Origin of the sequence: Nocardia sp. NPDC127579 (assembly GCF_042672005.1) — a bacterium.
GTDB lineage: Bacteria > Actinomycetota > Actinomycetes > Mycobacteriales > Mycobacteriaceae > Nocardia.
The window spans coordinates 255,462-268,546 of sequence record NZ_JBHXVZ010000001.1; the positions used below are offsets into that span (position 1 = coordinate 255,462).

Below are 13,085 nucleotides of genomic sequence, written 5' to 3' on the forward strand. Positions count from 1 at the left end.
TGCGTGAACGACGTCGACTCCGCCGAACGGCAACCCAGCAGCGCGGGCGCGCAATTCCTGCGCGTGCACCTGCCGATGGTGGCGGTCGCCGTGGTCGTCGTCATCGCCGTGGTGTTCGTGGCCGGTGATCGATGGCGGCGCGGCGCGTTCTTCTTCGGCGGCGCCACCCTGCTGGCGGCCGCGCTGCGCCTGGCCCTGCCCACGGCGCGAGTCGGCCTGCTCGCGGTGCGCGGCAAGCCGTTCGACGTCGCGGCGCTGACCCTGCTCGGGTCGGCCATTCTCTTCATCGCCGCCACCATCAGCAGCCTCGGCGTGCAGTAGCGCGCCGAGTTCCGGTGCGTCAGCGGTTCTCCCGCGCCAGCCGCATGGTCTCGATGAGCAGCTTGGATACCGCGGCGGCCTCGGTGAGGAAGCCGTCGTGGCCGTCGCGGGAATGCACGACCTCGAGTCGCGCGCAACCGGGCAGCCCGTCGGCGAGCTCCTGCTGGGTACGCAGCGGGTAGAGCCGATCGGAGTCGACGCCGCCGACCACGCACGGCACCGGGGTCGACGCCAGCGCCGCCGCGATCCCGCCGCGACCGCGGCCGACATCGTGACGGTTCATCGCCTCGGTGAGCAGCACGTAGGTGGCGGGATCGAACCGGCCGCACAGTTTGCGGGCCTGATGCTCCAGGTAGCTCTGCACCGCGTAGCGACCGCCGCGCCACGGGTCCTCATCGCCCTGCGCGTGGTTCTCGAAACGGTGGTCCAGTTCGCCTTCGGTGCGGTAGGTCAGGTGCGCGATGCGCCGGGCCAGCCCCATGCCGCTCATCGGCGCCCGGCCGGTGCCGTGGTAATCACCGCCCTGCCAGTCGGGGTCGGCGGTGATCGCGGCGATCTGGGTGGTCTGGGTGCCGATCTGGTCGGCGGTGGCACGGGCGCCGACCGCGAGCACGAGCGCCGCGGACACTCGGTCCGGCGCCCCGATCATCCACTCCAGGACCCGCATGCCGCCCATCGAACCGCCGACGACCGCGGCCAGGCGGTCGATGCCGAGCAGGTCCATCAGCGCGACCTCCGCGGTCACCTGATCGCGAATCGAGATCTCGGGAAACCGCGAACCCCAGGGCTTTCCATCCGGAGCCGGCGAGGACGGGCCGGTGCTGCCCTTGCATCCGCCCAGCACGTTGGCCGCGATCACACACCACTCGTCGGTGTCGATGGGCGCGCCGGGACCGACCATGCCGTCCCACCAGCCGGGCAGCCGATGCAGGGTGTCGGGGGCGCCGACCACGTGCGAGTCACCGGTCAGGGCATGCTCGACCAGCACCACATTGTCCAGCGTGGGCGAGAGCTCACCCCAGCGCTGTACCGCGAGATGCACATCCGGGACCACGGCGCCGTTCTCCAAGCGCACGTCCCCGATCGGAACGGTGCCCAGACGGCCGTCCGGCGCGGGTAGTAGGCAGCGGGCGCTCGGTTCGGTCTCCACGGTCACGCCGGTCGGCCGATCACGGGGGAATACGCCGCTACCGCACCGCGGTGAAGATTTGCACACATGGGGGACCTCCTGAACAGCGCGCTTGCCCTCGTCCCTCGAGAGCCGGGTCATCACCCGGAGCACCCCACCGCTGCTGGAGGGTTGCCGACCAGCGAGCCGGGGCTTCGCGCTGGCACTCATGACCTAACGAACATGGTAACCGGCGGTCGGTCGACGTTTGAAATCACGTCGATCCGATTGGCGGGCGGGCTCAGTTCGCCGATGTCGCGCCGCAGATCCGACGCAGTTCGGCGAGGGCGCCGAGCACCGTCGCCCGGGTGGCGCGGGCGGCCTCCTCCGGATCGCCGGTCAGGATCAGTTCCTCGTCGGCGGCGAAGGCGATATGGCACATCATCTGCCAGGTGCCGATCGCCAGCCGCACGGTGAGCGAATCCGGTGCGACGCCGAGGCGATCGGCCAGGGCTCGCATGAGCGCGGCGGACTTGCGGTCGCCGTATTCCATCGCCCGGGTGTTGACCGCCGGGCTGCTGCGCGCGATGCGCTGCATCTTCTGGAATCGGCGTAGTGAGATGGGCGCGTCGGCGTCGGCGTGCGCCCCGGCCTCGACCATGTCCAGGAAGGCGGTGCACAGCCCGTCCAGCGGGTTGACGACCTCCGGCAGGTCGCGGAGCCGGGCCGCGACGGCCTGACCGAAGTCCTCCACCGGGCCGAGAATGATGTCCTCTTTGATCTCGAAATACCGGTTGACGGTGCGCGGCGAGACATCCGCCGCGTCGGCGATCTGCTCGACGGTCGTCGCCTCGAAGCCCTGCTCGTCGCACAGGTCCAGCGCCACCTTGATGATCCGCAGCCGGGTCTGCTGCTTCTTGCGTTCCCGCAATCCGGTGGGCGCTGAGTCGAACATGCCGCCACCTTAACGCAAGCCCGACATAGTCATGGCCGAATGAGTCAAATGTCGCATCGCGACATTTTTCTCTTGACGACAAAAGTCGTGCGATGCCAGGATCGACCTCGTCCTTCCGAAACAGCTCGTCCCAGATGAGGGAGAATCCCGTGACTCAAACTGCTCCTGCGGTGGACGTCCCCGAAAAACAGAGCGGTTCGGCACGGTGGTGGGCGCTCGGCGTGATCGCGCTGGCCCAGCTGATGGTGGTGCTGGACGCCACCATCGTCACCATCGCGCTGCCGTTCGCCCAACGTGACCTGCACATCAGCGACAGCAACACCCAGTGGATGCTGACCGCCTACACCCTGATCTTCGGCGGCCTGCTGCTGCTCGGCGGCCGCCTCGCCGACTACATGGGACGGCGCACGATCTTCATGGTCGGCCTGGTCGGCTTCGCCGCCGCCTCGGCCCTGGCCGGCCTGGCCCAGAACGGCCCCCAGCTGTTCGCCGGACGCGGTCTACAGGGCGCCTTCGCCGCGCTACTCGCCCCGGCCGCGCTGTCGCTGCTGTCGGTGACCTTCACCGAAGCCAAGGAACGAGCCCGCGCGTTCGCGGTGTTCGCAGGCATCTCCGCCGGCGGCGCGGCGATCGGCCTGATCGCGGGCGGCGCGCTCACCGAGTACGCGTCGTGGCGCTGGACGCTGCTGGTCAACACCCCGATCGCGATCCTTGCCCTGATCGGCGCGGTCGGCGTCATCGCCAAGGATGTGCCACTGCCCCGCACCGGCGGCTACGACGTGCCCGGCGCGATCACGGTCACCCTGGGCCTGATCGGCATCGTGTTCGGCTTCAGTCGCGCGGCCGAGCACGGCTGGACCGACATCACCACGATCCTGCCGCTCGGCGCGGGCGTCGTGCTGCTCGCGGCCTTCGTCGCCATCGAACGGTGGGTCGCCAATCCACTGCTGCCGCTGCGTATTCCGGGTGAGATCAACCGCGGCGGGGCACTGCTGGCGGCCCTGCTGATCCCGATCGCAATGTTCGCAATGTTCCTGTTCCTGAGCTTCTACTTCCAGAACGTGCTCGGCTACTCGCCGCTGAAGGCCGGTATCGCGTTCCTGCCGTTCCCGGTGGGCATCGCGATCTCGGCGGGCGTGACCAGCGCGCTGCTGCCCAAGCTCGGCCCGCGGCCGCTCATGGTCGCCGGCGCCGCACTGGGGGTGCTCGGCCTGCTGTGGCTGGCACAGCTCGGCTTCGGCGACAGCTACGCCGTGAGCGTGCTGCCCGCCCAGTTGCTGATCGCGCTCGGCATGGGCCCGCTGTTCGTCGGCATGCAGGCCGTGGCGCTGCACCAGGTGGAGGAGGCGGACTCCGGCGTGGCCAGCGCGCTGCTGAACGCGGCCCAGCAGGTCGGCGGCGCGGTCGGCACCGCACTGCTCACCACGATCTCGGTGCAGGCGGCCAAGGACTACGTGGCGGCGCATCCCGGCATCGACGATCTGGTGGCCCGGGCCTCCATCCACTCCTACGATGTCGCGTTCTATGTCGGTGCGGGCTTCTTCGCGGCCGCCATCCCGGTGATCGCGCTGATGATCCGGGACAAGCCGGAGAACCTCATCGAGGGCGCGGAGGACGAGGTGAAGATTCCGGTCGGAGTCTGATCCGGTTATTCGGTCCGCGTATCGTCGAGAACTCGCGATACGCGGACCTTGCCGTTCTCAAATAATGGACAAAAATACTGCTCAGTAACCTTTATCACGATTCTCACTGGGGGGTACTGACGCGCGGTGAGATCGTTAGCAGCAGTACGCTTGTTCTGTTTGACCACATGACCCGCCGACAACGCGGGGCATATACGTTGTCTGTTGGAACAGCTGGGGTCCGCTCACAAGCGTGTTCACCTGGCCGTGCAATGAGGGCACCATCCTAGGAGGACACGAAGATCCATGTCCAAGATCAAGGTTGAAGGCACCGTCGTAGAACTCGACGGCGACGAGATGACCCGGATCATCTGGCAGTTCATCAAGGACAAGCTGATCCACCCGTATCTCGACGTGAACCTCGAGTATTACGACCTCGGCATCGAGTACCGCGACAAGACAGACGACCAGGTCACGATCGACGCGGCCAACGCCATCAAGCAGCACGGCGTCGGCGTGAAGTGCGCCACCATCACCCCCGACGAGGCGCGGGTCGAGGAATTCGGGCTGAAGAAGATGTGGCGGTCGCCCAACGGCACCATCCGCAACATCCTCGGCGGCACCATTTTCCGGGCCCCGATCATCATCTCCAACGTGCCCCGCCTGGTGCCCGGCTGGACCAAGCCGATCATCATCGGCCGCCACGCCTTCGGTGACCAGTACCGCGCCACCGACTTCAAGGTGCATCAGGCCGGCACCGTCACGCTGACCTTCACCCCGGAGGACGGCAGCGAGCCGATCGTGCACGAAGTCGTGAAGATGCCCGAGGACGGCGGCGTCGTCATGGGCATGTACAACTTCAAGAAGTCCATCGAGGACTTCGCGCGCGCCTCGTTCAACTACGGCCTGCAGCAGAACTACCCGGTGTATCTCTCCACGAAGAACACCATCCTGAAGGCCTACGACGGCATGTTCAAGGACACCTTCCAGGACATCTTCGACGCCGAGTTCAAGACCCAGTTCGACGCGGCCGGGCTCACCTACGAGCACCGCCTGATCGACGATATGGTCGCCTCCTCGATGAAGTGGGAGGGCGGCTACGTCTGGGCCTGCAAGAACTACGACGGCGACGTGCAGTCCGACACCGTGGCCCAGGGCTTCGGCTCGCTCGGCCTGATGACCTCGGTGCTGCTCACCCCGGACGGCAAGACCTGTGAGGCGGAGGCCGCGCACGGCACCGTCACCCGGCACTACCGTCAGCACCAGCAGGGCAAGCCGACCTCGACCAACCCGATCGCGTCCATCTTCGCTTGGACCCGTGGGCTCGAGCACCGCGGCAAGCTGGACAACACCCCCGAGGTGATCGGCTTCGCCCAGGCGCTCGAGGACGTCGTCATCAAGACCGTCGAGGGCGGGCAGATGACCAAGGACCTCGCGCTGCTGGTCGGCGGCGATCAGGGCTACCTGAGCACCGAGGAGTTCCTCGGCGCGCTGGACGTCAATCTGGCTCGCGCGCTGCGTAAGTGAAGTATTCGCCGGGCAGAGCTGAGACGCTCGCCCGGCACCCCGGCGCTGGGATCACCCAGCGCCGGGTCGAACGGCTGACGTTCGAGCCACGGGCACCCGCTGACGGCGGGTGCCCGGACTGTTTTCAGCGGTCTACTTCGAAGCGTTTGAAACGGGATGTGGTGCCCGCGGCCAAGCGCACCGAACTCTTCGGGACATCGAAGTGCGCGGCGAGCAGTTCGATGGCAGCCCGGTTGGCTTTGCCTTCGACGGCGGGGGCGCGGACGAACAGGATGAGGGTGCCGTCGTCGGCGGTCTCGACCAGCGGTCCCTTACGACTGTTCGGCTTGATCGTCGCCCTTACTACCGTCGGGGGCACTGGACTCTCCTGTCGCGACACTGGATTCGGCCGGTTCGGCCGTTGGCTCGGCGACCGTATGCCGGGGCCGATGCAGCAGTGTCACCAGCCCCCACACCACGGCCCCGATCACCGCCAGGAAGCCCAGCCACGGAATCGCCTTGCCGGCGAACACCACCGCGTCCTGCAACCAGTCGACCAATGAGTTCCAGCCGTCGACGAGGCCGTCCCAGAAGTTGCTCGGCCCGTCGTCGGAGTGCTCGGCGTCGGTGCTGATCGAGATGGTGAGTGTGGACAGCGCGACCTGATCGTCGAGCCTCCGCTTCTGCGCGGTGAGACTGTCGAGTTCGCCCTGGCGGCCCGACAGCGCCTCCTCGGCGGTGATGAGATCCGCGGTGTTGGTCGCGCCGGCGATGAGGGCCCGTAGGCGATCCACCGAGGCCTGTAGCGCCTTGATCCGGGCGTCGAGATCTTCCCACTGCATGGTGACGTCGTCACGCTCGGTGGTGATCTCGGCGAGTTCGCCGATCGAGCCGAGACCGTCGATGAACGCGTCGGTCTTGTCGGCGGGTACCCGCACCGTCAGCCGGGCGCTCGGGCGTTTGCCGTCGTCCTTGGTGCCGGGTTGTTCGGTGCGCGAGTCGATTCGGCCGCCCGCGGCGATCACCTGGTCGGCGACCGCACCCGCCGCGGCGACCGGGTCGGCGGCGACCACCTTGACGCTGCCGGTGACAACTTCCTTGCGGGACAGCGTTTCTCCGCCGGGCTGTTTCCCGTCACCTGGCGACTGCTCCCGGAAACCGGGCGCGATTGCCGGTGCGGGCGCGTCGGGCGCGTAGGAGGCCGACGCACCCCGGCTCTTGGAAGCCGCGGGCTCGTCGGACCCGCAGCCCGCGAACACGGTCAGGCCCAGCAGGGCGATACAGAGCACCGCGAGACTGTGCCGCCGTGACGGAACCGAGCGCCGACGAGGGGGAGTCATGCCCGCAGCGTAGTCGCTACGGTGGCGGGGGTCACTCATCACAGACCTCTCGGTGGATTGGATCCGGTCGCGGAATGGCGGTGCTCGTGGATGCGGGCTTCTACGGCCTCGATCCGGGTATCGCTGTCGGGATGCGTGCTGAACCAGCGGCGGTACACCGCGGCGGAGGCGTCGTCGTGTTCGCTCAGCCACTCGTCGAGCACCTCGCGGTATTCGCGGCCGTATCCGAGGTCGACGGCGACGCGGTCGGCGCGCAGTTCCTCACGCTGCGAAAGCCGGGCTTGCCCAAGGGGTTCGGCCACGAGCAGAAGCAGCAGAACGGCCGCGGCCAGCGGGCCGATCAACAGCAGCAGGGCCGCGACCAGGGGTGTGAGCACCAGCGCGCCCATACCGAGCCCGCCGACCAGCACCAGGACCGAGGCGAACCCCGGCGCGTCCTCGGCCACGGACTCGGCCACCGCGGTCAGCCGCGCCAGCCCGGACCGGAGCATGCGGCCGATCAGCATGACCGGCACCGAATACCAGCGGGCCAGGATCGCGGTGTGCTTCGCGCCCTCGAGGTGATGCCCCAGCTCGTGGGCGAGTACGCCTTCGAGCTGGCGGCTGTCCAAGGTCTCGAGCGCCCAGCTGGTGACGCAGACGATGCCGCCGGGCGCCGCGAAGGCATTGAGCTCGTCGGCGTCGTGTACCCACAGCGAATACCCGGTGCCGTCGATTCCCGCTGTGCGCGTGATGTTCTCCCACGCGGCCGCGAGCACGACCTGTTCCTCGGCGCCGGGGCGGCGGAAGCCGAAGGCCACACGGGCCAGCACGGCGCCGTCGTCCGGGAACAGCACCGCGGCGCCGGAGGCCAGCCACAGCACCCCGGCGCCCACCGCGCCCCACGGGCCGAACGTCGCGAACGGCACGCACAGCAGCACCGCGCTCAGCACGATCGAGGGCAACGCGACCAGCAGGGAAGCCGCAGATTCCAGCCGCCGCCGCCAGGTTTGCACCGGCCACAGCAGCGGATCGGGAGTGTATTCGAGGAACTCGTAGATCGGTTCCGGACGTTGCGACCGCGGCTCGGGCCGCAGAATCGCCCTGAGCCGCGCCCAGAGTGCCGCGCCGAGGACCCCGTGTGCCATGACGCCTCCCCGCTGACTGGATCGCTGCCAGACTACCCATCGAAATCCCGCGCGTAACCTGGTTTTTCAGCGGAAGTCGCGGGATTTCGCGGTGATCCGGAGATCCAGTGGCCGCAGCTGCTCGGCGACCACGCTGACCGCACCCTCGGCGTTCTGCACCCGGCCACGCACGAGCAGGGCCGACGCCGATTGGGCGAGACGACGATGCCGGGCCCACAGGCCGACCGAGCAGACGATATTGATCATGCCGGTCTCGTCCTCGAGATTCAGGAAGGTGACGCCGCCGGCGGTGGCGGGCCGCTGCCGGTGCGTGACCGCGCCGCCGACCAGGACGCGGGAGCCGTCCGGTACCGAGAGCAGGCCGGAGGCCGGGACGACGCCGAGCGCGTCCAGCCGCGGGCGCAGGAACTCGGTCGGATAGCTGCCCGGGGAGACGCCGGTGGCCCACACGTCGGCGGCGGCGAGTTCCAGATCGCTCATGCCGGGCAGTACCGGTGCCTCGGTGGCCGCGCCGGTACCGGGCAGCCGGTCCGGGCGCTCCCCCGCGGCGGCGCCCGCGGCCCACAGCGCCGCGCGGCGAGTAATGCCGAGACTACCGAGCGCGCCCGCGGTGGCCAGCGATTCCGCCTGTGCGACAGTGAGTTCCACGCGACCGGTGAGATCGAGAAAGGACGTGTACGGCCCGCGCGCGCGGGCCGCGACGATCCGCTCCGCGAGCGCGTCGCCGATGTGCCGCACGGTCGCCAACCCGAGCCGGACCTCCAGTCCATGGTTTTCCAGGGTGGGTTCGGCCCGGCTGGCATTGATGTCCGGGCCGTGCACCACCACGCCGTGCCGTCGCGCGTCGGCCACCAGCGACTGCGGGGAGTAGAAGCCCATCGGCTGGGCGCGCAGCAGACCGGCGCAGAACGCGGCCGGATGATGCAGTTTGAACCAGGCCGAATAGAACACGATCGAGGCGAAGCTCTGCGAATGACTTTCCGGGAAACCGAAGTTCGCGAAGGCGTAGAGCTTCTCGTAGATGCGGTCGGCGACCGCGCCGGTGATGCCGTGCTGGTCCCACATGCCCTGGTAGAAGCGATCTTTCAGACGTTCCATGCGTTCGGGTGACCGCTTGGATCCCATGGCGCGGCGCAACTGGTCGGCCTCGGCGGCGGAGAAACCGGCCACGTCGACGGCCATCTGCATGAGCTGCTCCTGGAACAGCGGCACCCCCAGCGTGCGCTGCAACGAATTCTCCAGTGCCGGATGGTCGTAGGTGATCGGCTCGAGCTCGTTGCGGCGGCGGATGTAGGGGTGCACCGAGCCGCCCTGGATCGGCCCGGGGCGGATCAGCGCGACCTCAACCACCAGGTCGTAGAAGGTGCGCGGCTTCAGCCGGGGCAGGGTCGCCATCTGGGCGCGGGACTCCACCTGGAAGACACCGATCGAGTCGGCGCGGCACAGCATGTCGTAGACGGCCCGCTCGGCCAGGTCCAGCCGGTGCAGTTCGACGGTCTCGCCCTTGTGCTCGCGGACCAGGTCGATCATGTAGTGCAGCGCCGAGAGCATGCCGAGGCCGAGCAGGTCGAACTTCACCAGACCTGTTGCGGCACAGTCATCTTTGTCCCATTGCAGCACGCTGCGGTCGGCCATGCGCGCCCATTCCACCGGGCAGACATCGGCGATCGGCCGATCGCAGATCACCATGCCGCCGGAGTGGATGCCCAGATGCCGCGGCAAACCCTCGATCTCGCTCGCCAACGCGATCACCTCGGCGGGAATGCCGGTGTCGGTTTCGGCCGCGATACCGCTCCACCGGCTCACCTGTTTGCTCCACGCGTCCTGCTGGCCCGGCGAAAAGCCCAGTGCGCGTGCGGCATCACGTACCGCCGACTTGCCCCGATAGGTGATCACGTTCGCTACCTGGGCCGCGTAGTCGCGGCCGTACTTGGCGTAGACGTGCTGGATGGCCTCCTCGCGGCGATCGGATTCGATATCGATATCGATATCGGGCGGGCCGTCTCGCTCCTGGGACAGAAAGCGTTCGAACAGCAGCTCGTTGGCGACCGGGTCGACATTGGTGATGCCGATGGCGTAGCAGACCGCGGAGTTGGCGGCCGAGCCACGGCCCTGGCACAGGATGTCGTGATCCCGGCAGAAGGTGACGATGTCGTGCACCACCAGGAAATAGCCGGGGTATCCCATCGTGGTGATCACCGCCAGCTCGTGCTCGAGCTGCCGATACGCCCGCGGGTTTCGCTCCGGCGGGCCGTAGCGTTCCGCCGCACCGCGCCGGGTGAGTTCGCGTAGCCAGGAGTTCTCGTCGTGGCCCGCGGGCACCTGGAAGGGCGGCAGGTTCGGCGCGATCAATCGCAGGTCGAAAGCGCATTCCCGGGCCAGCGCAACGGCATTCGGCACCGCCTGCGGGCAGGCGGTGAACAGTTGCGCCATTTCCGCGCCGGAACGCAGATGCGCGCCACCGGCGGGCGGAAGCCACCCGGCGATGTCGTCCAGGCTGGCGCGCGCCCGGATCGCGGCCAGCGCCATGGCTCGGCGCCGATGCGCGGGAGCGGCGAAATGCGCTCCGGTGGTGGCGATCACGGGGACATCGCAGCGCTCGGCGAGCGCGAGCAGGTAGGCGTTGCGCTCGTCGTCGGTGGGGATGCCGTGCTGGGTCAGCTCCACATTCACCCGGTCCGCGCCGAAGCGTTCCATCAGCTCGCGCAGCGCCGCCTCGGCCAGCGGCAGCCGGGTGTCGCCGGAACTCAGATCGCGATCCAGCGCCTGGCGCACCTGACCTTTCCGGCAGCCGGTCAGGATGTGCCAGTGCCCGCCCGCCGCGGCGGCAAGGGTGTCCAGGTCGTAGCGGAGAATGCCCTTCTCCCCCGCCGCCAGGTGCGCGGCGGCGATCTCGCGGGAGAGCCGGCGATAGCCCTCCTGACCGCGCGCGAGCACCAGCAGGTGCGGCCCGGCCGGGTCCGGCGCGCCGGTGCGCGGCGCGGAATCGGGCGCGTTCGCATGTCCCCCTTCGGATTTCGCCGACCCGTGTTGCGCCGCCATCCCCTTGCGACGCAACACGGCCGACGCGGGGGCCGGACCCGGCAATCCGGTCCCCAGCGAGAGCTCCGACCCGTACACGGTCGGCATGCCCCATCCCTTGGCCGCCTCGTAGAAGCGCACCGTCCCGTAGAACCCGTCGTGGTCGGTGAGCGCGATCGCCTCCAGACCGAGCCGCACCGCCTCCTCGACCAGTTCCTCGGGCTGGCTGGCGCCGTCCAGGAAGCTGTACGCCGAGTGCGCGTGCAACTCCGCGTACGGCACCGTCGGGCCCTCGGGCCGCGCGATCGGCTCGGCCCGGTACTCGCCGCGCTTACGCGACCAGGCCGGGCTGTCGCCACCGTCGCCGGGGTGCATGTCCTCCGGTGTCCGACCGCTCGGCCGCCCGGACAGGACCCGCTCCAGCTCCGCCCAGCTCGGTGGCCCGTTCTCCCAGTTGCTCACCTCCTCGCCCGGTTCACAACGGCTCGCCGCCGCTCGGCAGACGGTCGGTGGAGCCGGCGTCGAGCGCGGCTTCCACCCGGTCCAGGCCGGAGCGGATCATCGCGCCGTAGGCGTCGTACACCAGGACCGCCAGGTGCCCGCGCGCGATGGTCAGCTGCATGCGCGCGGTCTCGAAATCACCGACCCGGCGGTGGCTGTCGGCGAGATTGAGATACAGCGAGGGCAGGAAGCAGCGCAGGCCCTCGTCCAGCGGGATGCCCGGGCCGAAGACCGCGGCCAGGGCGCGCTGATCCCAGATCAGCGCCTGCGGATCGTCGTCCTGCAGAACGGCCAGATGATGCGCTATCACGCAGCGCTGCAACGGATCTCCACTGCGTCCGAGCTCGTCCCACAATCGTTCGAGCGCGTGCCGCGCCGCCTTCCGATTGTCGCTGCCGAGCCGCACCGCGGCAAAGATTTCCGCCATCCGATCGTCCGCCATGGGCAGAAGTATCGCACACATGTTCGATCGATTCGAGGGTGATTCGAACAGGTTTGCGAACGAGTTGCGATCGCATCGAAATGTGGCGCGCGGCACCCTGGCGGGTAAACTTACTTCAGAGTAAGTTCGTGCCACAGCAGATCTGCAAAGGAGCAGTAATGGCCACAGCATCGCGCCGCGACCTGGCCGGAAGGCATGTCCTGATCACCGGCGCCTCCTCCGGCATCGGCCGAGCCGCCGCCCTGGCCGTGGCCGGCAAGGGCGCCACCGTCTTCCTGCTCGCGCGCCGCGGCGACGAACTCGCCGAGGTCGTCGCGGAGATCCGCGCCGCGGGCGGCGCCGCACACGGCTACCAGTGCGACATCACCGACAGCGACTCCGTCGATCACACCGTCAAGACCATCCTGGACGAACACGGCCACGTCGACATGCTGGTGAACAACGCGGGCCGCTCCATCCGCCGCGCCATCCACCGCTCCACCGACCGCATGCACGACTTCGAGCGCACCATGGCGGTCAACTACTTCGGCGCGCTCCGGATGACCCTGGCACTGCTACCCCAGATGCGCGAACGCAAGTTCGGCCACATCGTCCAGATCAGCAGCGCCGGAGTGCAGGTCGCGACGCCCCGGTTCTCCGCCTACCTCGCCAGCAAGGCCGCCCTGGATAAGTTCACCGAGGTCGCCGCGGTCGAAACCATGGCCGACGGCGTCACTTTCACCACCATCCACATGCCGCTGGTGCGCACCCCGATGATCACGCCCAGTGGCGAGCAGGGGCCCTCGGAATCACCCGAATGGGCAGCCGCCACCATCGTGCGCGCACTCGCCGAACGTCCCAAGCGGATCGACGTACCGCTGGGCACCCTCGCCGAGTACGGCGCGCTGGTCACCCCGAAGATCCGAGATCGCATCCTGCACCGCTACTACCGAGCGCTGCCCGACTCCCCCGCCGCCAAGGGCGAGCAGCTCGAACCACCGGCCGCGGACACCGAAACCGCTGCGCCGCAACTGGAACCGCTCCCGCAGACCCGGTCCACCGCGCGACGGGTCACCGGCACCGCGTTGCGCCGCGCCGCCCGCTGGGTGCCCGGCACCCACTGGTGACGAACTCCGGGCCCGTCGCGCAGGGGGCGACGGGCC

At 68.7% G+C, this 13,085-nt stretch carries 11 protein-coding genes and 1 riboswitch; of the genes, 4 read left to right on the top strand and 7 right to left on the bottom strand.

The features are described 5' to 3' along the window. Positions 1-75: 75 nt before the first annotated feature. A complete protein-coding gene (locus tag ACFVMC_RS01310; protein WP_379207751.1) occupies positions 76-321 on the top strand; it encodes a DUF3017 domain-containing protein in 246 nt (81 codons plus the stop codon). A gap of 19 nt (positions 322-340) precedes the next feature. On the opposite strand, the gene ACFVMC_RS01315 is transcribed toward ACFVMC_RS01310, so the two are convergent. Continuing rightward, a complete protein-coding gene (locus tag ACFVMC_RS01315) occupies positions 341-1,477 on the bottom strand; it encodes a homoserine O-acetyltransferase (RefSeq protein WP_379205805.1) in 1,137 nt (378 codons plus the stop codon). A 76-nt stretch (positions 1,478-1,553) separates the two neighbouring features. Further along, positions 1,554-1,664: riboswitch (SAM riboswitch) on the bottom strand. 66 nt (positions 1,665-1,730) lie between these two features. Next, the gene (locus ACFVMC_RS01320; protein ID WP_379205806.1) at positions 1,731-2,384 is read right to left on the bottom strand and encodes a TetR/AcrR family transcriptional regulator; all 654 of its coding nucleotides are present in this window, start codon (positions 2,382-2,384) and stop codon (positions 1,731-1,733) included. Positions 2,385-2,518: 134 nt separating this feature from the next. Here ACFVMC_RS01320 and ACFVMC_RS01325 point away from each other — a divergent pair, with 134 nt between their 5' ends. Then, positions 2,519-4,027 (top strand): MFS transporter, encoded by a 1,509-nt coding sequence (locus ACFVMC_RS01325; RefSeq protein ID WP_379205807.1) that lies wholly within the window; start codon positions 2,519-2,521, stop codon positions 4,025-4,027. 285 nt (positions 4,028-4,312) lie between these two features. Further along, positions 4,313-5,533: an NADP-dependent isocitrate dehydrogenase gene (locus ACFVMC_RS01330; RefSeq protein WP_379205808.1), complete on the top strand. Its 1,221-nt coding sequence runs from the start codon at positions 4,313-4,315 to the stop codon at positions 5,531-5,533. A 124-nt stretch (positions 5,534-5,657) separates the two neighbouring features. Here ACFVMC_RS01330 and ACFVMC_RS01335 read toward each other — a convergent pair whose 3' ends face one another. From ACFVMC_RS01335 to ACFVMC_RS01355, 5 genes are all read right to left on the bottom strand, one after another. After that, the gene (locus tag ACFVMC_RS01335; protein WP_379205809.1) at positions 5,658-5,891 is read right to left on the bottom strand and encodes a DUF167 domain-containing protein; all 234 of its coding nucleotides are present in this window, start codon (positions 5,889-5,891) and stop codon (positions 5,658-5,660) included. Continuing rightward, the gene (locus tag ACFVMC_RS01340; RefSeq protein WP_379205810.1) at positions 5,845-6,852 is read right to left on the bottom strand and encodes a DUF4349 domain-containing protein; all 1,008 of its coding nucleotides are present in this window, start codon (positions 6,850-6,852) and stop codon (positions 5,845-5,847) included. The genes ACFVMC_RS01335 and ACFVMC_RS01340 overlap by 47 nt, the downstream gene beginning before the upstream one ends. Before the next feature lie 38 nt (positions 6,853-6,890). Beyond that, positions 6,891-7,979 (bottom strand): M48 family metalloprotease, encoded by a 1,089-nt coding sequence (locus ACFVMC_RS01345; protein ID WP_379205811.1) that lies wholly within the window; start codon positions 7,977-7,979, stop codon positions 6,891-6,893. A gap of 66 nt (positions 7,980-8,045) precedes the next feature. Then, the gene (locus ACFVMC_RS01350) at positions 8,046-11,462 is read right to left on the bottom strand and encodes an error-prone DNA polymerase (protein ID WP_379205812.1); all 3,417 of its coding nucleotides are present in this window, start codon (positions 11,460-11,462) and stop codon (positions 8,046-8,048) included. 13 nt (positions 11,463-11,475) lie between these two features. Then, a complete protein-coding gene (locus ACFVMC_RS01355; protein WP_379205813.1) occupies positions 11,476-11,943 on the bottom strand; it encodes a hypothetical protein in 468 nt (155 codons plus the stop codon). Positions 11,944-12,101: 158 nt separating this feature from the next. On the opposite strand from ACFVMC_RS01355, the gene ACFVMC_RS01360 reads away from it, so the two are divergent. Then, positions 12,102-13,049, top strand: coding sequence for an SDR family NAD(P)-dependent oxidoreductase (locus tag ACFVMC_RS01360; RefSeq protein WP_379205814.1), 948 nt, complete (start codon positions 12,102-12,104; stop codon positions 13,047-13,049). Positions 13,050-13,085: the final 36 nt, after the last annotated feature.